The sequence below is a fragment of the Klebsiella sp. WP8-S18-ESBL-06 genome, from assembly GCF_014169755.1.
In the GTDB taxonomy this organism is placed as follows: Bacteria; Pseudomonadota; Gammaproteobacteria; order Enterobacterales; family Enterobacteriaceae; genus Kluyvera; species Kluyvera ascorbata_B.
Map to the genome: position 1 here is coordinate 855972 of NZ_AP022256.1, position 20319 is coordinate 876290.

19 protein-coding genes are annotated in these 20319 nt (G+C 48.0%); 3 read left to right on the forward strand and 16 right to left on the reverse strand.

Annotation, left to right across the window (positions count from 1 at the left end; all coding sequences use genetic code 11):
- Positions 1 to 167 precede the first annotated feature (167 nt).
- The 15 genes from H7R76_RS04155 to H7R76_RS04225 all read right to left on the reverse strand — a co-directional run bounded on the left by H7R76_RS04155 (position 168) and on the right by H7R76_RS04225 (position 14285).
- Positions 168 to 1136 carry an IS5-like element IS903B family transposase gene (locus H7R76_RS04155; protein ID WP_000654812.1) on the reverse strand — a complete coding sequence of 323 codons (969 nt, stop codon included), beginning with the start codon at positions 1134 to 1136 and terminating at the stop codon, positions 168 to 170.
- Between the two features lie 17 nt (positions 1137 to 1153).
- Positions 1154 to 1420, reverse strand: coding sequence for a hypothetical protein (locus H7R76_RS04160; protein WP_227673930.1), 267 nt, complete (start codon positions 1418 to 1420; stop codon positions 1154 to 1156).
- 221 nt (positions 1421 to 1641) lie between these two features.
- Positions 1642 to 4758: an HsdR family type I site-specific deoxyribonuclease gene (locus H7R76_RS04165; protein ID WP_182966433.1), complete on the reverse strand. Its 3117-nt coding sequence runs from the start codon at positions 4756 to 4758 to the stop codon at positions 1642 to 1644.
- A gap of 116 nt (positions 4759 to 4874) precedes the next feature.
- Positions 4875 to 6056 (reverse strand): restriction endonuclease subunit S, encoded by a 1182-nt coding sequence (locus tag H7R76_RS04170; protein WP_182967031.1) that lies wholly within the window; start codon positions 6054 to 6056, stop codon positions 4875 to 4877.
- The gene (locus H7R76_RS04175) at positions 6053 to 7609 is read right to left on the reverse strand and encodes a type I restriction-modification system subunit M (protein WP_182966431.1); all 1557 of its coding nucleotides are present in this window, start codon (positions 7607 to 7609) and stop codon (positions 6053 to 6055) included. Before H7R76_RS04175 ends, H7R76_RS04170 begins: the two co-directional genes overlap by 4 nt.
- Before the next feature lie 203 nt (positions 7610 to 7812).
- Entirely contained in the window at positions 7813 to 9681 is a 1869-nt protein-coding gene (locus H7R76_RS04180) for a DUF262 domain-containing protein (RefSeq protein WP_227673928.1), read from the reverse strand.
- Positions 9682 to 9751: 70 nt separating this feature from the next.
- Complete coding sequence (locus H7R76_RS04185; RefSeq protein WP_000582609.1) at positions 9752 to 10063, reverse strand: hypothetical protein; 312 nt, start codon at positions 10061 to 10063, stop codon at positions 9752 to 9754.
- 58 nt (positions 10064 to 10121) lie between these two features.
- Positions 10122 to 10835, reverse strand: coding sequence for a helix-turn-helix transcriptional regulator (locus H7R76_RS04190; RefSeq protein ID WP_182966429.1), 714 nt, complete (start codon positions 10833 to 10835; stop codon positions 10122 to 10124).
- 102 nt (positions 10836 to 10937) lie between these two features.
- Positions 10938 to 11687: a YaaW family protein gene (locus H7R76_RS04195; RefSeq protein WP_000257250.1), complete on the reverse strand. Its 750-nt coding sequence runs from the start codon at positions 11685 to 11687 to the stop codon at positions 10938 to 10940.
- Positions 11688 to 11829: 142 nt separating this feature from the next.
- Positions 11830 to 12216, reverse strand: a complete 387-nt coding sequence (locus H7R76_RS04200; protein WP_225088728.1) for a hypothetical protein — start codon at positions 12214 to 12216, stop codon at positions 11830 to 11832.
- Positions 12217 to 12290: 74 nt separating this feature from the next.
- Positions 12291 to 12530, reverse strand: coding sequence for a DeoR family transcriptional regulator (locus H7R76_RS25095; protein WP_042080396.1), 240 nt, complete (start codon positions 12528 to 12530; stop codon positions 12291 to 12293).
- On the reverse strand, positions 12509 to 12973 hold the full coding sequence (locus H7R76_RS04210) for a lecithin retinol acyltransferase family protein (RefSeq protein WP_023293479.1): 465 nt from the start codon (positions 12971 to 12973) through the stop codon (positions 12509 to 12511). The genes H7R76_RS25095 and H7R76_RS04210 overlap by 22 nt, the downstream gene beginning before the upstream one ends.
- Positions 12974 to 13031: 58 nt before the next feature.
- Positions 13032 to 13460 carry a DUF2787 family protein gene (locus H7R76_RS04215; protein WP_026080582.1) on the reverse strand — a complete coding sequence of 143 codons (429 nt, stop codon included), beginning with the start codon at positions 13458 to 13460 and terminating at the stop codon, positions 13032 to 13034.
- A gap of 47 nt (positions 13461 to 13507) precedes the next feature.
- Positions 13508 to 13939 (reverse strand): hypothetical protein, encoded by a 432-nt coding sequence (locus H7R76_RS04220; RefSeq protein WP_017382949.1) that lies wholly within the window; start codon positions 13937 to 13939, stop codon positions 13508 to 13510.
- Complete coding sequence (locus tag H7R76_RS04225) at positions 13932 to 14285, reverse strand: hypothetical protein (RefSeq protein WP_182966427.1); 354 nt, start codon at positions 14283 to 14285, stop codon at positions 13932 to 13934. Before H7R76_RS04225 ends, H7R76_RS04220 begins: the two co-directional genes overlap by 8 nt.
- 518 nt (positions 14286 to 14803) lie before the next feature.
- Here H7R76_RS04225 and H7R76_RS04230 point away from each other — a divergent pair.
- The 3 genes from H7R76_RS04230 to H7R76_RS04240 all read left to right on the forward strand — a co-directional run bounded on the left by H7R76_RS04230 (position 14804) and on the right by H7R76_RS04240 (position 18517).
- On the forward strand, positions 14804 to 16114 hold the full coding sequence (locus tag H7R76_RS04230) for a site-specific integrase (protein WP_053520774.1): 1311 nt from the start codon (positions 14804 to 14806) through the stop codon (positions 16112 to 16114).
- Between the two features lie 84 nt (positions 16115 to 16198).
- The gene (locus H7R76_RS04235; RefSeq protein ID WP_182967033.1) at positions 16199 to 18040 is read left to right on the forward strand and encodes a DUF927 domain-containing protein; all 1842 of its coding nucleotides are present in this window, start codon (positions 16199 to 16201) and stop codon (positions 18038 to 18040) included.
- A gap of 120 nt (positions 18041 to 18160) precedes the next feature.
- Complete coding sequence (locus H7R76_RS04240) at positions 18161 to 18517, forward strand: Arm DNA-binding domain-containing protein (RefSeq protein WP_032165636.1); 357 nt, start codon at positions 18161 to 18163, stop codon at positions 18515 to 18517.
- Between the two features lie 55 nt (positions 18518 to 18572).
- Here H7R76_RS04240 and H7R76_RS04245 read toward each other — a convergent pair whose 3' ends face one another.
- On the reverse strand, positions 18573 to 19757 hold the full coding sequence (locus tag H7R76_RS04245; RefSeq protein ID WP_017382944.1) for a tyrosine-type recombinase/integrase: 1185 nt from the start codon (positions 19755 to 19757) through the stop codon (positions 18573 to 18575).
- Between the last annotated feature and the right edge of the window lie 562 nt (positions 19758 to 20319).

Below are 20319 nucleotides of genomic sequence, written 5' to 3' on the forward strand. Positions count from 1 at the left end.
CATAAATGTTAAACCTCAAAATAGCCGAGCAGCAAACGCCAAAACAATAATACTGACATTACCATTAACTGTCGCGATGGTTCTGAGTCGGTCGTCTTTAAGTGTTTTACCGGCTTTGTTGAATAAATCAGATTTCGGGTAAGTCTCCCCCGTAGCGGGTTGTGTTTTCAGGCAATACGCACGCTTTCAGGCATACCTGCTTTCGTCATTTTGTTCAGCGCTCGTACCAGGGCCATAGCCTCTGCAACCTGACCATCGTAGTCACGCAGTGTCAGTGAACCCCCGAACAGCTGTTTTACCCGGTACATCGCCGTTTCCGCTATCGAGCGACGGTTGTAATCTGTTGTCCATTTCCACCGCGCATTACTCCCGGTCATTCGCTGATTAGCCACTGCACGGTTACGGTCTGCATATTCACCGGGCCAGTAACCCGCACCTTTTCGGGGAGGGATAAGCGCGCTGATTTTCTTACGCCGCAGTTCATCGTGACATAGCCGGGTATCGTAAGCGCCATCGGCGGCGGCTGACCTGATTTTCCGGTGGGTTTGCCGGATTAACCCGGGGAAGGCCTCTGAGTCCGTAACGTTGTTCAGCGACAGGTCAGCGCAGATGATTTCATGTGTTTTACTGTCAACGGCCAGATGCAGCTTACGCCAGATACGGCGGCGTTCCTGGCCATGCTTTTTGACTTTCCACTCGCCTTCACCGAAGACCTTCAGCCCGGTGGAATCAATTACCAGGTGTGCGATTTCACCCCGGGTGGGCGTTTTGAAACTGACATTAACCGACTTTGCCCGCCTGCTGACACAGCTGTAATCCGGGCAGCGTAGCGGAACGTTCATCAGAGAAAAAATGGAATCAATAAAGCCCTGCGCAGCCCGCAGGGTCAGCCTGAATACGCGTTTAATGACCAGCACAGTCGTGATGGCAAGGTCAGAATAGCGCTGAGGTCTGCCTCGTGAAGAAGGTGTTGCTGACTCATACCAGGCCTGAATAGCTTCATCATCCAGCCAGAAAGTTATGGAGCCACGGTTGATGAGGGCTTTATTGTAGGTGGGCCAGTTGGTGATTTTGAACTTTTGCTTTGCCACGGAACGGTCTGCGTTGTCGGGAAGATACGTGATCTGATCCTTCAACTCAGCAAAAGTTCGATTTATTCAACAAAGCCTGTTTTACCATCAAAAGTTGCGATGGTGCGGAGTCGATCGTCTTTCAAGGTCTTCCCATCAAATGTTGCGATGGTGCGGAGTCGGTCGTCTTTAAGGGTTTTACCGTCAAAGGTAGCGATGGTGCGGAGTCGGTCGTCTTTCAGGGCTTTACCATCAAACGTCGCGATGGTCCTCAGTCGATCATCTTTCAAGGTCTTGCCATCAAAGGTCGCGATAGTCCTGAGTCGATCGTCTTTTATAGTTACGCTCATAAGTATTCTCCTGTGATACATCCATTCAGTACTTTACCATCCAAAATCAAGCACTGGTTTCTGTAAGTTCTGGACGCTAATTGTCTGAATGTGCGTTAAAAATTCATCCAGTTAGCATTAACATTAACCAGCGCTTCATCGATCATAACAGGTCTGACGCAGTTTAAAGGATACAATCTTACCTATAAATTGCGGTGGCGCATTGTTCTTTTATCTGGCAACTAGAGGTGTCCTCCAACCCCTTTAAATTTTTCGATAAACGCCCCAATTTTCTGGAATACAGTCTGCTTTTTCGTTTTGTACTGAGGATTCAGCGGACTGAGCTTTGGTAGCGTCTCATTTAGCTCAGTGCCATTTTCGGTAGCATACTCCCGTTTGAGTGATGTGCGGATGTAACGCCTTGCAGCCTCTTCATTGAGGTTTTCTTCCTTAATCAACGCTTCCGCTTCCCGCTGCTGTTCACGCTGAGCATAGGTAAAGAATGCATCAATGATACTGGCCTTGTCCGGCATGTCATCAAGGTTAGTTTGCTGAATAAAGTCAACAATCAGACCTTCTTTGGCACGGTTGCCCAGACTTGAGCGGATTAAGCGTCTGACCTCTTCAGTCAGGGCTTCTTTACCTTTTTTCTGACGATTGTGGTCGAAAATCAGACCAAGGATGTAGTCCAGGTTAATCTCCTGCGACTTAAGCAGGTCAATTTCAAACACCACGTCATCCCAGTCTGTGGTTGATGTATCCCTGTCGTTTGCTGCTTTTTCGCGTCGCTGCCAGTCCCGGATATCATTGTATGCTGAGCGATAGTCCTGAACTTTACGTTCTGCCGGGAGACGAATGGTTTGTAATTCAGCAAATTTTTCATCATCCACATAGTGCTCTGCTTTAAAGGTTTCTACCGCTTCCGGGTCACTAATATCAACCTTCTGCAGGGCTTTCAGCGTGGCAAATTCATCATAGTTTTGCAGGATGTTTTCTGCCCGCAAATATTCACCAAACAGTTTGACGAAGGCTTTTTTCTCTTTTTCACTGTCGATACTGGCAGGGTCAGGGAAGCGCTGCTCCAGCTCCGAAACAACAGCCATAAAACCTCGTTTAGCCTCACCGGTTGCCGCATCGGTAAAGCCCTGCATGTACTCTTCGTAGCTTTTTTCCAGCACCACATTCTTGGTGTTTTTGTCGCCAAATAGTGTGATGGCATCAATGGTCGGACGCTCCAGGTCCCTGAAAGTCACGATATTGCCGAAGGTTTTGGTGGCATCATAGATACGGTTTGTGCGGGAAAATGCCTGCATCAGGCCGTGATAACGGAGGTTTTTGTCAACGAAAAGAGTGTTAAGCGTCGGGGCATCAAAGCCGGTTAAGAACATTCCCACCACGATGAGAAGGTCGATATCCTGATTTTTCACTCGTTGAGCTAAATCGCGGTAGTAGTTCTGGAAGCCGTTACTGTCGGTACTGAAATTGGTTTTAAAGTGGTTGTTATAGTCATCAATGGCTGAATCCAGGAATTCCTTTGCGCTGCTGTTCATTGCGCTGGTATCAAAGCTTTCGTCAGTAATATCACCAATGGCGCTTTGCTCTTCATTTGCAGCAAAGGAGAAGATGGTTGCAACCCGAAGGCGTTTATAGCTGCCAGATTTCTTCTCCGCTTCTTCCTGTAGCATTTTAAACGTCGTGTAATAAGCTTTTGCCGCTTCCACGCTGCTAACTGCTAACATGGCGTTAAAGCCCTTAGCTCCCGGGAAGGTTCGGTGTGTTTTCTGACGGAAGTTATTGATAATGTATTGCGTTATTTCCTGGATACGTAGTGGGTGCAGAAAGGCCTGGTGGTTTTCAGCCGCGCTGAGTTTTTTCTCATCAGTTTCCGTTTCAAGAGACTTAAACTGTGGGCGGACATCGTTATAGTCCACCTTAAACTTCAGCACTTTTTCATCACGAATCGCATCAGTAATGACGTAAGAATGTAACTCACGCCCGAACACGCTGGTTGTGGTTTCTGCTCCCAGTGCGTTTTCGGGGAAAATAGGCGTACCGGTAAAACCAAACTGATAAAAGCGTCTGAATTTCTTTTTGAGGTTTTTCTGGGCCTCACCAAACTGGCTGCGGTGACACTCATCAAAGATAAACACCACCTGCTGTTGGTAGACGGGCAGGTCAGCTTCAGATTTCATCAGGTTATTGAGTTTCTGAATGGTTGTGACGATAATTTTGTTATCGTCCTTATCCAGGTTTCTTCTGAGGCCAGCTGTATTATCCGAACCATTCACACTGTCCGGAGAGAAGCGCTGATACTCCTTCATGGTCTGGTAATCGAGGTCTTTCCTGTCGACCACGAAGAAGACTTTATCGATAAAGTCCAGCTCAGTAGCCAGACGTGCGGCCTTAAAGCTGGTCAGGGTTTTTCCTGACCCTGTGGTATGCCAGATAAATCCACCGCTTTCGGGTTTTGACCAGTTCTTCGCTTTAAAAGAGCTGTTGATTTTCCAGAGAATGCGCTCGGTGGCGGCAATCTGATAGGGGCGCATGACGAGCAGCGTCTGGCTGCTGTCAAACACGCTGTAATTAAACAGAACATTCAGCAGAGTATGCTTCTGGAAGAAAGTGGCGGTAAAGTCCTTCAGGTCCTTAATCAGAGTGTTATCCGATTTTGCCCAGTTCATGGTGAAATCAAAGCTATTTTTATCCCGTTTAGTGGTACTGGCAAAGTACCGGGTATCAGTCCCGTTGGAAATCACGAAGAGTTGCAGGTATTTAAACAGGGAGTTATCGCTGTTAAAGCTTTCCTTGCTGTAACGGTGTATCTGGTTAAAGGCTTCACGAATCGCCACGCCACGCTTTTTGAGTTCGATTTGCACCAGCGGAAGGCCGTTAACCAGAATGGTGACGTCATAACGGTTAGCGTGTGAGCCGGTCTGTTCAAACTGCTGAATGACCTGCACCTTATTGCGCAGCAGGTTCTTTTTATCTATCAGATAGATGTTTTCCAGACGACCATCATCAAACGTAAAATCACAGATATAGTCGATATGAATTTTACGGGTTTTGTCCAGGCTACTGTCAATGGGGCTGTCGAGATACTGCTCTGCGAAACGCCGCCATTCACTTTCGTTAAACACCACACCATTAAGACGCTGAAGCTGGTCCCGCACATTCGCCAGCATCGCAGTCGGTGACTTAACGGATATAAACTCATAGCCCTGATTAAGAAGGTTCTGAATCAGTTCCCGCTCAAGGTCCGATTCGCTCTGGTAGCTGTCGCCAGCATTCTGAACTTTGGAGTATTTATCAAGGACGATAAAGTTATTTGATTCAGCAATGGTGTGTGTCTGTTGTATCATGGTGCATCCTGTGCGTCATCTGGCAAAGTCCGGAAGGATATCAGAAGCGTCTTCCGGCATTCGTAAAGCCTGATACCGGGCGGGTGAGAACAAACCCTGCCGGTATCAATGGTCCGTCAGTTGCTGGCGGTTTCTGGTTTCGGGAAGCTAAACAGTAAATCACGATAGTACTCGTACTGTTTCTGGCGCAGCTCGATTTCGCGCGGGAGGCCTTCTGTGATTGAACCCGTCAATGTGTCAAATTTGTCCAGCATTTTAGCAATATATTTCTGACGCTCTATGGAAGGCACTAATAATTTCAATTCCTGCAATTTCCCCACAGCAAGACCCGGCTGTGCAGATTTCGACGCATATTGATTTAGATTCATTGTTGTTAACATATGAAATGCCCAGTCAATATCAATCCCCTGCATGGCTGAGACTACAACTGCATGTTCTGTAGCGTAGAACTGACCTTTCATTCTTTGGACATTGCCACACAGAGCACCTTGTCGCCCTATTAATAGATGTTCCCCATCATGACTTTTTTCTTTAACGTAACCACGAATACCGTTTCCGCCAAAACAAGGATATACAAAATCTCCTTCTTTCCCATCTACTATATTTCTCGCCGAAATATGCTGCCCTGCACGCATCTTCACAATCTCACCCAATGTCTTCCACTCAACCCCACCCTCTTCAAAACTCAGCAATTTATCACGATAGTAGTTGTACTGTTTTTTTCGCATGGTAAGCTCAGCTGTAAGCTCAGCTGTAAGTGCAGTAAACTTATCCAGAATCCGGACGATTTCAGACTGGATGGCAAGAGACTTTTCTGGGTTGGATGGGCAGGGAATGGGAACTTGAAAATCCAGAATAGCGGACTTACTGCCCCGAGGCATTTTTGCACCTTTGGCATGTTGCATGTTGTAAGAGAAAAATGAATTCGACGACAACAGATAGTACAGATATTCTGAACAAATACGCTTTCTATAGTCCTCAGCAATACAAACGGCTAGAACATCACCACTACACCCACCAGAATTGGTAGCCAGCCATACTTTCTTTAGGTATGGACGGATGTTCCCAAGAAGAATATCTCCTTGTTTGTACCCTGTTAAACGAGTTGTATTGGGTAGATAGCTTGCATCAATACGGCCCCCTTTATCAGCAACTAGATTATCAACACCTGTGAACGACGTTGCATCAAGTTTATCCGCATCAATTCTTGTCGTTGAGTACTCAGCAATATCCCCCAGCGCCCTCCACTCAACCTCGGCCCCATCCAGCAGCTTTTCCAGATATCTCAGTTCGCTCATGCCTTCGCCTCTCTGCCTTCGATTTCTGCCACAATCGCATCAATATCCTGACGCAACTGGTCGATTTTGCTGACGGTAGTTTTCAGCTGAGCATTCAGTTCGGTGATATCAACTATTTCACGGGTATCTTTCGCTTCGACATAGCTGCTGACAGACAGGTTGTAGTCATTGGCGGCAACGGCCTCAAGCGGCACCGTTTTCGCCAGATGGTCAGTGTCTGCCTTGCTGTCGAATACTTGCATAACCTGTTTAATGTGCGCATCAGTCAGGATATTGTTATTGGTTTCTTTCTTAAACAACCCGCTGGCGTCAATAAACTGAACGCGGGTATCTGTTTTGTGCTTGGACAGCACCAGAATGTTAACGGCAATGGTGGTGCCAAAGAACAGGTTTGGAGCGAGTGAAATCACCGTTTCAACATAATTACTGTCAACCAGATATTTACGGATTTTCTGCTCCGCACCGCCACGGTAAAAAATGCCAGGGAAACAGACAATCGCTGCACGACCTTTTGCAGAAAGGTAGTTTAGTGCATGTAGCACAAACGCAAAGTCAGCTTTTGATTTCGGGGCCAGTACGCCAGCAGGAGCAAAACGTTCATCGTTAATCAGTGTAGGGTCATCGCTGCCAATCCACTTAACTGAGTACGGTGGGTTAGAGACGATCGCGTCAAACGGTTTTTCATCGCCAAAGTGAGGCTCAGTCAGAGTATTTCCCAGTCTGATATCAAATTTGTCGTAGTTGATGTTGTGCAGGAACATGTTCATACGCGCCAGGTTAAAGGTTGTATGATTTATCTCCTGACCATAAAAACCTTCTTCAATGATATGGTTATCAAAGTGCTTCTTCGCCTGAAGCAGTAGTGAGCCAGAACCTGCGGCAGGGTCATAGATTTTGTTGACGTGAGTCTGACCGTGCATCGCAAGCTGAGCAATCAGCTTAGAGACGTGCTGAGGTGTGAAGAACTCCCCTCCAGACTTACCGGCATTTGCCGCATAGTTAGAAATCAGGAACTCGTAGGCATCACCAAACAGGTCAATCTGGTGCTCGTTAAAATTCCCCAGGTTAAGCCCTTCAACGCCTTTCAGAACGGCAGCAAGACGGCTGTTTTTGTCTTTGACGGTGTTACCCAGTCGATTGCTGGTCGTATCGAAATCGGCAAAGAGGCCTTTGATGTCGGCCTCGGACGGATAGCCGTAGGCAGAGCTTTCAATAGCGACGAAGATACTGTTTAAATCAGCATTCAGCCTGTCGTTGGTGTTCGCTTTAGCGGCAACGTTGCAGAACAGCTGGCTCGGGTAAATGAAATAGCCTTTAGTCCTGATGGCATCGTCTTTGATGTCATCGGTAATGATGCTGTCATCAAGCGCTGCATAATGTATGCTCTCATCCCCTGCTTCCATGTAGCTGGAAAAATTCTCACTGATGAAGCGGTAGAAAAGTGCACCGAGTACATACTGTTTAAAATCCCATCCATCTACGGAGCCTCTGACATCATTGGCAATGGCCCAGATTTGACGGTGTAGCTCTGCACGCTGCTGAAGGCTTGTCATTTTGTATCCTGTTGTATGATTCTTAAGTACTGCTATTGGCCCGATTTTATCGCAATTTCATATGGATGACAGGCTTTGTATGTCATACGTTGCACTGAGAGTTCGTTTGCCCGGTTGTGTAGCCAACACTCTTTCAGTCAGGCCAGTAGAAACGTCGTGCTGACGATAAATACTGAAGCCCCAATACTATCGGGGCTGAACGTTCAGTCGGTGAGAATTTCTTCATCCGTATCCATTGTGGATGGTGATGAATCTATTTTTGTTGTAAGAAATACCCGATTCAGTAGTCTTTGCTTCAGGGCGTTTCTTCGCTCATTGTAGAACTCCGGGAAGCGACTGAACTCAATATTGTCATCTGAAACTAACAGCATTGATGGCGTATAGTTGTTTGATGAATGAGATAGCCATTGTTTCAGGGATGTATCCTGTTTACTTATATTCTGAGAGTGATTCAGTAAATGAAGATTCGGTATGGTGTCCCAGTGTTCCGGATTTTCATAAAAGCTGAGCTTCTCCGGTGAATTCGCAATATAATCTAGTTTTTCAAGATATTTCTTTGAAAAATGATTTCTTGGGTGAAGGTGATCAATATGAAACACCTCGGTCGGATTCATTTCAGGGAACAGAAGATGCAATAGTGCGCGGCAACGACCTTCGCCATATCTGATATCGAGAAGGCTTTCGATGTATTCGTCGTCAAATCTGAGGTCCTTATTCGAGCCTTTATATCTGTCAATAATCTTCTCAAGAGGAAAGTGAATATCTGAAAGACTATTTTTCATTACATCTCTGATGCTCGTGAGTAGCGCATCGGCCTGGCTTCCAAAGATCCCTTTCAGAAGTACCATGTAAAACCACTGGCTAATTACTGAGCGTTCATTGTGGTTTTTATTCAGGAGGTTAATCGTTGTATATAATGGATGTCCACTGGTTTGCTTTTTGTAAAGCCAGTAGACCACAGGAATGACTGCATTTTTAGATATCAAAGACTGTGGATTGATGCCGAATCGCCTGATAAGAATAAAAGTCTCCTTGATACAGGATTTTATTTCAGACCATTGTTGTTGTATCTTACCGACCTCCTCTGAAGTGAAGTTTTTTACTTTGAACCGGACGTCAGAGTCAATAAGCATCAGGCTGGTTTTTAAGAACCAGTCTCTTTCAATATAAAAACCCATTTCATTATTCTGATAAATATTTTTTGTCAGTTCATCCAGTTCTCTTCTGAAATCCCCCTGCCAGTGCGCTACCGCTATTGACATCAGTAAGTCGGAGAACTCAAGTTTTGTCCCCCCGCTGTTCGTGCGGATGAAAACATCCAGCACATGATCAATGTCCTGACTGCTCTCATTGAAGTAGTGGATGATGTTCTCAGTTCTTATTTTTGTATAAAGTCTCAGTAATGTTTTTCTGGAAAATTCACTGGAAATGAGTCCTCTTTTTTCGAGTTCTGGTACGACAACGTTAAATAAAATATCATCAGGCGAATCATGTTGCTCGTATTTGAATATTTCGTGCAGGCAGAACCAGTGATGCTTGTTGTCTGTAAGTGAATCAGCGTATTGCTTGTCGGTCAGGAACCTGAAGTTATACTTCATCATGAGCTCATCGTCTGAATTAAGTGGCGCTGTTAAATCGACGTAAAGCTTTCTTGGCGGCAGGATGCGATCATCCTGTGCCGAAGGCCACCACACCCGGGGCTGTTTATACGCATACGTTCCACACAATCCAATATATAATGATGTGAGACGCTGCTGACCATCAATCACCGCCTTGAAATCATGAAATCCAGCATTTGTTGCTACGCAGGGGTTTTCTTCATTAAATCGCTGACAGTATTCTTTCAGGAATTCATAGAATTTGTAATCATTTTTAATACTGGCACTACGGATATCCCACATCATGAAAGAGTTTATCGGGTAGTCTCGCATGATGGAATCAAACAGCAGACATATCTGCCTGCTGCTCCAGACGAACTTCCTCTGAATTGCAGGCAGAAGATAGTGGCGTAAATTAATTGAATCTATCGCTTGTTTTATCGTTATTGCTTTTTCATACTGGCCAGCCATCATAAACCTCATATGTTATATTAGCTGGCCTATTTTAATTTAAAGCGTGTCGGTAGTACAGTCTTTGCACAAACTAATTTATGCAGTGGAAAAGCTGACGGCTCGGTTTGTGTTTTTCATTCGGGTAGACTCGCATTGCGGATGCACAAAGTGATGAAACCTGTCTTGCTATATTTTTACCGAAGTTAACAAGAAGGCCGTGCTTTATTTTTTCACCCTCTGCCCTGATGCTGATGATAAAGCTGAACTGATATACGATTACCTCAATGAGGTCATTGCCAAATGTTATAATGGCGGCGTTGTTTATTTCATGTTCATAATCCCTCAGGTCAGTGTTAAGTCTTGCGGTCGCATCTACAAGTGCGTATTCTTTATCGATAATCATAACTTTCTCACTTATCATGTTAATGTGATTTAATCATCACTAATAATATGTTGTGATTTTAATTACGATTATTCGTCTGTTTACTCCCGTAATGCATTATCTGATGAATAATGTTCATGTGGGGTAAGGCTTCCATAAAGTCAGACTGTTCAATCAGCGAAATGAGTGTGTTATCGATCTCAAACGTTGTATCCGGTAATACCTCAACCAGCCTGATTCGGGACAGGGAAATAACGAACACGCCCGATGACGTACATCCGGCAAGAAACCACTCCGCATGGCTGCAAAGCAGACGGTAGGGATGAACGGTATGGCTGACGTTTTCGTCGGTTCTGATACGCACCCGGGTCTGGTTAAGTATGGCGAGCGTCAGTCTGCTGAAATCACCGAACAGCGTGGGTTTCTGGCGCGGCTCCGGTAGCATAATCCTGTAGGGCGAGGGGCGTTCCCCGTCAAGCATCAGGCTCAGCAGTTTGGCGTCCATCGCGGGTAACAGACGGTCAAGATGCAGCAGTCTCGCCAGTATCTTCATATCCCGTTCCGTGCGGCGACGAAAGTAATGCGAAGCAAGCTGATACACGCCGTTGCTCTGTTCAATATCAAGGTACGTCAGACGGACGTTGAAATCCCGTCGCAGCGTTCGCGTCGTCACTCCAAATTCTTCTGCCAGCGTCCCGATATGCAGCTTTTCACCCTGAAACAAACGGCTCAGGATGATGGAAAGGCGGGTTGCCAGTCTGTCATGTTCGTTTTCTTGTGTTATCAGCGTCATACATCATTTCCGAATTTAGCCGGGAAATAATGCCAGCAGTAGCGGACAGGATTTGTCCGCCCTCTGAAGTTTTTTAAAGTCTGAATACCTTAAATGTAAGTGCTAAACGTCAGTATTCTCAGGTGAATAAAGATGCTTCTGGCGCATGTAGGCAATAAAAATGCAGGATGGTAGCGTCACCCGGTATGCGGGACCGGCTAAATCAATCAGCAGCCAGAGAGAACTGAGCACCCAGCCCACGGGACCGGCAAAAGCGCCCATGGTACGCGTCAGCATGGCATTTCCTGCAACGGTCAGCCCTCTGCCTAACAGGGCTTTCGCCACACCATTTGTGACAACAAGTGCCATCTGATAGGCCGCAAACCCGGATGTTTTTATCCCCGCCTGGATTGCCATGGTCAGCAACTCCGGCGTGGGGTTGCTGTAGCCTGTCTGCAATTCTTCCGCCACGGTCTTTAGCTGGTCAGGCGTCATCTTCTCAAGACTTTTCTCCAGGATCTTCATCAGCAGATTCATTTCAATGGTTTCAACACTGGATTTGTTGTTGTAGTTCACCTTCATTTTATCGCAGGCATCGGTGAGAATTTCCCGGTACAGCACCCCTTTACCCCAGCGGAGCAGCGTGGCAAAGCTGTTCGCCCCAAACGTCTGAACCTCGGCGGCAATGGCATCCCAGTAGCGCGGGTGGTTGGGCTTGTGTTTTTTATACTGAGGATCATAGGTCAGCGTTTCCGTGATGCGTGCCAGTCCGTCTTTCGGATCGCAGATAAGCACAGAAACCAGTAAATCCAGATCGTCACGATGGCAGTGGCGCAGAAACTCAAGGTCGGGGTCGTGTCGGTAGGTAGCCATATTTCACCTCATTGCAGATATTGGACCTGACAGTTTAAGGAAGCCACCGGACAGGGCTTGTCCGCCTGAAAAACAAAAAAGTAAAAAAAACCTGCCCGAAAGCAGGTTTCTGTTCACCGGATAGAGGTATAACGCGTCGGGATTACTTTCCGCGCCATTCCTTTTCCACTTTATCCGCAAAGGCATCGCACTGCCGGGCATATTCCGGGTTATACAGAAGCTCCGACTGCGAAAGTTGCATGGCGGTCATGCTGCCGTTACGGGCATTTGATTCGAGCCAGGTTCTGCCATAGGTTTTGTTCATCACCTGAAGTACCCGGTTGAATACCGGTCCGTTGAAGCGGGCATTGAGATTAACGCCTTTTACCTGAAGGCCGCTGTCACTGGTCTGGGTCAGGCGGGTGGAGTACATCGCGCAGAAGGTCGAGTTGGTTATCATCTGAGCGTCAGCCTGCTCGTCGGCGAACGCGCTGTGGCTGAAGGCGGAAAGCAGAATTGCGGCGGTTAACAGTTTTAAAATTTTCATCATGTTCCCTTATGGATTGAAAAGCGGAGACAGCCTGCCATACGGAGTGGTCAGGAGATGTCCGACAGAGAAAAAAGTCAGGGTTTCAGCGAGGGAGCCAGTCGCCAGCGGTGAGGGCCAGCGGATTCCAGCACAAAGGCCAGTTGAGCGAGGTCCCGTCTTGCTGTGCGGGGAGACACGTCAAACTGCCGGATGATGTAGCGAACAGATATTGTCTGACCGTAAAACAGCACCATGGTCAGCCGGATAAGCCGTTCTCCCTGTCCGGTGACACGTTGCCTGCAACGGCTGGCTTTCATCGTTGCCATACGCGCCATCGGTCCCCTTTCTGAAAAGAATCAAGGTGTCTGGCAAGCCAGATATCAGGGCACGAATCGCCGGTAACGCAGCGGGCAGTAAACCGGTGGCAGTTAAAGTCGAGCAGGCTATAAGGATAGCGCTGACCCACTGCCGCCTTTGCCCGTTCAGCGGCCTGCGCACAACCCTGAGGCGTCAAATCCATACAGTCGGTATACACCGAGATAGCGGAGTTCCAGCCATCGAGCCGGTCAAGAAAACCTTTAGCCTTACTTTTGATAACGGTTCCATCGCCATCAAGATGAACAATATCGCCGTTACCCACATAGATACCGCTGTGTGCGGCAAGGCCAAAAAGCAGTTCGCACTGCACGATACCGCCGTAAGCCGGTTCATCGACGCAGGACAGAATGCAGTTATCGATAAATGAATCCACGAAGTTAAGCAGCAGAAGCCGGTACATAACATTCAGTTCCTTACTATGGGGGAGAGGGGGGATGCGGGGGAAACGTAGTGAACACTCAGCTTTCCCACAACGTACGGACCGTGAAAACCCCCATATCGTGGTAAGCCATAAAGTTACTTTCCCATAGCGACCAGAACTCACGGGCGTCGACATGAGAGATATCGCCACAACGGGAAAGCCACGTGTATTGTTGCGTCCAGCTCACATCGACATCTTTTTCAAGCTCAGGCCATGGATGTCCTGCATAGTGAAAATCGGTGACGTAATCGAGCTGCCAGTCTTCTCCGGCAGGGATGAGGCGTATTTCGACCGGATGCCAGCCGCCCTTTTCCGGTGAGTATTCAGGGTCACGGAAGTTAATGGTTAATCCGGTGATGGGGTGACGATGAGGCGGTTTTTGCGCAACGATACCCAGAAGCAGTTGAGTGAACGACCGGGAGAGTGGCAGCACATAGCCGCCCTGCAATATAGCGGGTGATGACATAGTGAATTTCCTTTTTAAGGGGTATGGAACACAGAAAAAGCGGGGGATTAGTCCTGGCTGATTGCGGCAAGCTGCGTCAGACGGTGCTGCCAGTCGGCGTAGCAGCGGTGCATAAAGAGTCTGCTGCTGTCCGCTTCGATAAGGCAGATATCCGGACTTCTGAGCACAGCAGCAAGAAAACCTGCGTTATTGGTGCTGCCCTGACCAAACAGTGGGCGAAATACACGGGACGGAAAGCTGTCCTGCTGCTGTTCCAGAATGGCGTGAATCGCATCAAGCGCTACCCATTCACGGGAGAACAGGCCTCCTTCGCCATTGGCGGTTAAGCGCAGGGCAAGGCTTCCGGTTTCACCCTCTTTACCCAGCTCATACGTCAGCAGTCCCTTGCTATGGGGGCTGATTTTCTCTGCTTCCCCGCTGTAGAACACGGTATAGCTTTCGATGACGGCGGCTTCGGTAGCGATTTTTTTCTTACTCATGGTTCAGCGCCTCAATCAGGTTCTGGAGTTGAGTGATAACGGTTGTGTCCGGGAATACCAGATAGATACCCTGTCCGTTATCACAGACGATACCGAGAAGCAGATACCAGCCATCATCAAGTGCGGTGACGTATTCCGGGTTAGCCAGTGCAACTGCCAGCAGCGGGTCTTCGGGCAGCGTGTCATCATGGTTGAGATGCCAGAGCAGGGTTTCCGTTTCGTTCCAGAAGGCGGTAAACAGGTCGATATCATCGACGGGTCCAAGAATTTCATTGCTGAGGGACGCCAGTGCGGAGGCGGGCAGGTTGAGAAGGGGAAGACTGGTGGGGGTCGTGAGTTTAAACATGATTATCTCCATAAGTAATTGATTCATATTGATAATATGTTTTCAAATGACTTTTAGTTACATTTTTTTTACGTTGTTTGCTTATTTTGGATTATGTCCTTAAATTTAGTGGTGGGCTGGCGTTAAATCCCGTTTTTTTCCGATTTGCAGCATTTTGTAAGCAAATTAGCATGAGCTGTTTTAACTGAAAATGAGAGAACGCTTGCGCACAATTGCTATTGATTTTCTTACTTATTTTCTCAATCACAAAACGCCTTAAATAGTTCAAAAAACAAGCAACACCCCATAATCGATATTATTTATGGGGAGAAACGACGTTCAGGCCTGAAAGTGGGGGAGTGGCACTTTCAGGAGATTAAGGGGGCAAACAGGCCTCTTTAACGCGTGCTTTTCTCACCAAAATGTCAGAGTCGGTGATTTGCACTTCAGTATTTCTGCCAATACTATTCGCTTCATGTGCTGGCCAGCATCTAACTCAATACCCTTAATTTGTATTAATTGAGCGAGATGTATGCATTATGAAACCCGATAGTTCTTTAAACCTAATAACGCTGACAATGAAACAGAATGATGTTGATTCTGTGGATGGTCGCTTTTGTAAGTCAGCGCAAAACATCAAAACCAGCGTTGACGTTGATGATTGCTGTGTTGAACCAATGGCCCGACATCGCAGCCCAAAGAATCAAAGAGAGGCATTCACTAAAGCTTTTTTTGATGAGTGTAAAACCCGTGCAATACAAACTGGCCGGACTATCGAAGCCAGCGATACAAAATGTACCGGGCTTAAGGCTATATTCCACTCATCCGGACGCATTAAGTTTATTGTCCGCAAAAGTATTCGCGGAAAGAATGTTTACGTTTCCGTAGGAAGTTACCCTGAATTTTCCATTAATAACGCAAGGGAGCATGCCTTTAAAATAATTCAGGAGCTTAAGGCTTCCGTTGAGACTTATGGTGAGCGTTTTCTTACTCACAGTAAAATGACGTTTAATGAGCTTGTGGATGAGTATGAGAAAAGCGTACTCAGCACGGGCGTTAAGCGTTCAGCTAACACCGATCTTTCTAAGATCCGTAAATACCTGCGCCCTCTTCTCGGTGCCAAAAAGCTGGCAGGTATGACGGAGGCAGATATTCTGAGCTATCTGCATAATCTCGATCTCAAGCCTGCCACCCGCAACCGCCATCTGGCGCTCATTAAAGCGGTGTTTACCTGGGCTATACGCATGGGATACATCAGCCGCTCTCCGGCGCTTTATATCAAAGCGCTGCCTGAAGTGACGTCAGATCGCCGCGCCATGGATGACTCCCAGCTTCAGCGCTGGATGGAAGTCTGTGAGTGCTGGCGTAATGGTAAACCCGATCATGAAGCCCTTGCTCTTCTCATGTTCCTTGCCCTGACGGGGCTGCGTCTGGGGGAAACCCGTCACCTTCGTCTTGAAGATGTGGACTGGAGCCGCAAAGTTATCACCCTTCGCCACACCAAAAACGGCAAACTCCGCCGTGTACCGGTATGTGATAAGGCTTTCGTTCTTCTGACAGAACAGCGTCAGCATCTGGGTGATGAAGGCTGGGTATTTCCGGGCAAGGGGACCGACAATCCGGTTTCTGAGCCGCGTCGCCTGCAAAAACGGCTTTGTGAGGCTGCGGGTATTCCACCGTTCACCATCCATGAGATGCGACATACCTTTGCGACAAAGCTCATTGAGAGCGGGGCCGACATTCACACCGTCAAAGACTTACTGGGTCACAGCACGATAAAAGTAACGGAACTTTACTTGCACGCTTCCCCGGCGCGTTATCACGAAGTCGTTAATCGGGCGATGGGGTAACAACCTTCACTCAACGGTATGGTTTTTAACTATGGTTCTGATGCACCCGTTTTCTGACGGTGGCGTAATTTGATGGTAATACACATGAATAAAAAAGTGACAACTAATGTTCCTAAGGTTTCCGGGATTAAGCGTATTCGCGCTTTTGCTGACCGCGATAAAAATTTCAACAAAATGTCGGAAGCAATTATCAGGCGTGCTGAAAACACTGAGGTCGGTGAAGATGATATCGCTTCACTCGGTATTGGTGATGGGCTGCCACGGCATTATGTGAATACGGCTAATGGCCTTTTCTACATCGGTGGACAGAAACCTGTGCAGGTTTGCACCACGCCAGTTGTGCCTGTCGCCCTGTTTTGTGGAAAAGATAAGGAGTCCGGTCTTGGGATCAGCCTGATGACCGGTAACGGGCTGGGTAAGTATGTTAAGGCCCTGGTACGCTTTGAGGATATTGTTCAGAGCGGTGCTCAGGTAGTAGGCAAACTGGCAGATCGTGGATTTTGTGTTGGCTCCTCTCCACAGCAGTTTGCCCTTTTTGACCGTTTTCTTCAGCGCTGCCGGAGTTTACCGCTGCCTGTCTATCTGATGGCAGATGCGATGGGATTCGTTTCGGAGGATATGGCCTTTTTACATGGTTATGAGCCCGTTGTGACCTCTCTGACCGGGTTTGATTATCTGCTGCCGGGATTCCGCGTGCGTCCCGGACTGCACAAAGGTGGGGCTCTGGAGGAGTGGATTAACCTCATCCGGGAAAATGTCCATGGCTGGGCGCAGACCTTTGCGCTGAGTGCGTCCTTTGCTTCGATGCTTCTGGTTCCTGCCGGTATGGATGTGGGCATGTTTCATTTTCACGGCGTATCCACCACCGGTAAAACGCTTCTCCTGATGCTGGCTGCATCGGTCCATGGTGATGGCAGCGAGCCGGGTAGTGGGGGGAATGTAAATATTATTCGCTGGAATACCACGCCTAACGCGATGGAGCGCCTTCTCGCTGACTATTCCGGTCTGGTCGCCTGCGTCGATGAACTGGGTGCGAGTAATCATAAGCAACTTTCCTCACTGCTTTACAACATTACGTCAGGTACGGCAAAAGAGCGCCTGAACCGTGGCCTGACGGCAGATGAGCCGTTTAAATGGCGCATGTTTATTCTCTCCACCGGTGAGATGTCAATCTCCGAAAAGCTGGCTGAACAGAAAGCCGTGTTACAGGGAGGGCAGGAGCACAGGGCCATCAGTATGGAACTGTTGCCTGAGGATGCTCAAAAACCGGATGAACCGGTATCAGAAACACGTGCCCGTGCAGATGCACTGAAGACGGGGCTGGCAGAGGCTTATGGTCATGCCGGGCCTGCATTTATCGGCAAACTGTTATCCGGGAAAAATACGGCTGGCGGTCTTCGCACCTACGCAGAGTTTTCATCCTGGCTCCAGGAACAGACAGATGATTGCTGTAACGCACTGGAAGAGGCCCTGAGGGATGAGGGGCGTGATATTACCCGCGTTCAGCGGCGCGGACTGAAAAGATTTGCGCTGGTATGGCTGGCAGGAGAGAAGGCGCTGAAATATGGCCTTTTACCTTTCGAAAGCGATGCGGTGGCTGAATCCGTTATGTCCGCTGCACGACGCTGGCTGGATGATAACCAGAATCAGTATAACCCGGTGCGTAACATGCTGGAGGAGCTTCAGCTGACGCTGGTGACAAAAAGCAGCAGGCACTTTATCACCCTGCGTGACGAACATGCCCGATGCCCGGGAGATATGTGGGGATTCGTCCATTACAAAACCGGCGACTTCCTGATTTATGAATCGGTGTTTGAAAAGCTCTGTTCTGAAAAGGGACTTAAGACCGTTGATGTGGCCAGACCGTTAGAGCATTCCGGTTATCTGCTTGGCGAAAGTGCCGGACACTATAAAAAAGAGCGCTGAAGACGATGGCGCAGTCTTACTACCAGGTCAAAAAAGCGTTTCTGAAATGCAATGTGATGACCGAATTTTAACCCTGAATAAAACCATTTTGACTGAATAACAACGAATAGAAGGTGATGTATGATTTTTGAATCAGACCAGTACTATGACGGTTTTCCTCACGCTATCAGCAGCGAAAATGAAGAAAAAACCTCATTCAATGATTACGCTCTGGTTAACACACTGGCGGAGTGCCTGTATCACGACATTTCTCGTGAAATCTTCGATGGCAGTGAGCCGGCGCTCCGGGCCGTCATTGCCAACGGTCAGATTAAATTCCTGGCTCGTTATACGCTTAGAGGGGCCTGCTATTATGAACCCCTCGGCAGGTTCCCTCGTATGTCTATTAAAGACGCGCGCGAGTGTGCTCGTGAACTCTATAACAGATATGATGATAACCGGGTGCCGGATGAAGAATATGGGGCCATCCCGTTCTGACTGATGGCTGAACAGTAAAAAAAAAGCAGGGGCACTTGCCTCTGCTTTTCTGTTATCACAAGGACGGTAGCTGAGCCGTTATCCTTTCCGCCAGTAACTGACTGGTGTTCTGTAAGCGCTGAGGATGAAGATGCGCATACCGTTGTGAAGACTGACTGCTGCGGTGCCCCAGTTGAGCCTGAACGTCATACAGTGTTCCGCCGTAGGACACGATGAGGGCGGCAACCGAATGGCGGCAGGTATGAATACACACTTCCTTGTCGAAAATTCCCGCCCGACGCACGATACGCTGAAAGGCTTTAACCGGGTTACTCAGCGGCATTCCCTGTTTTTTACCAATAAACAACCACGGATTTCCCCGCTGCGTTGGCAGCGTTCTGATTACGTCCATCGCCAGTGAGTTAAGGTGAACAATCCGTCCATAGCCATTCTTGGTTTCAGGGAGCCACAGGGTGCGTTTAACCGGGTCAACATGCTCCCACTTAGCCAGACGCAGCTCATCACGACGAAGGCCGGTCAGTAACAGCAGTTTGACATAGCGGGCCGCGACGGGGCTGGTATCGTTATCGGCGGAGAGAAAAATACGACGAATTTCGTCCTCGGTAAAATAACGCTGTCGGGCGTTGTTCTCCCTGAGTAGCTGTACCACCCTTGCCGGATGAACAGAGGTCATGCTTTGCCTTCCGGCCCATGTAAAGACGGCTTTAATGAGTACGATGACACGGTTACAGGTAGCCGCTGACAGGGAAGTACTTAACGTCTGCTGAAGGCGCAGAATGCTCGCTGGTGTGATATCGCTCAGCAGCCTCTGACCAATGGCGGGACGGATATGATCGCGGTAGCGCTGAACATCCTTTCCCCAACTGCGTTTAGCGGATTTTGCCCATGGCAGATAATGCTGATTAAAGAGTTCATCGAACGTCAGCTCCATTCTCTTGTTTTCACGCTCCTGCTTAGGGTCAGTGCCGGTGGCAAGGGAACGTTTGTGTTCTATGGCAATCTGACGAGCAAGATTGACGTCCACTTCAGGCCAGTGACCAATGGCGATGGCGCGTTTTCGTCCATGATAAAGGTAGCGTAGCAAAAACTTTTTACGACCTTCTCTTCTGCTGACCAGACACTTGAGGCCGGAAATCTCGGTGTCGCTGTATTCGGCATCGGTACTGCGTGCATCGGATGTGTTAGGGGGCAGGGATTTAATGAGCTGATTAGTAAAACGGAAGCGTTTGGGGGTGGACATATAACCTCCTGTGACTGGTGTAAAGAACGTCAGGGTTGACCCATCCCCGGCACGGCGTTGCTAATGGCTGAGTTGATTTTCTGGCGTGGCGAAGGGAATGCTGGTGCCACATGGTATGAATGAAGACGGGAAATGCAGAAGAGCAGGCTTTACGGTCTGATTCTGGTCTTAAGGGGAAAGATTGCCGTTAGGGAAGAGTTCACAGAAATAATATGTGTTTAAGTCGGATACAATTACCTGTCATCAGGGCAAGGACCGTTGCCCATATGTGGCTGGTTTTGGTGTCGGCTATGTGCCAGAAGCGGAAGTTGTTACCGGAGTTTTTCTTAGTCAACGGGGAGCAGGTCATTTGGCCCACAGTCAAACCTACCCCCACTAATGAACACATCGTAATGTTAGTAATGCTTCCGTTAGTTGTGGGGAGCATTGTCGATGTCCGCAGTTCGCTCACAGCTGACCTTTGACTCAGTTAGCTTGTCCGCTCCGTGCCAGAAGCGGATATTAAGAAAATGATGGAGTGCAAAATAGCAGTCATCACCCCAATCTTACCTGATGCCTCTTA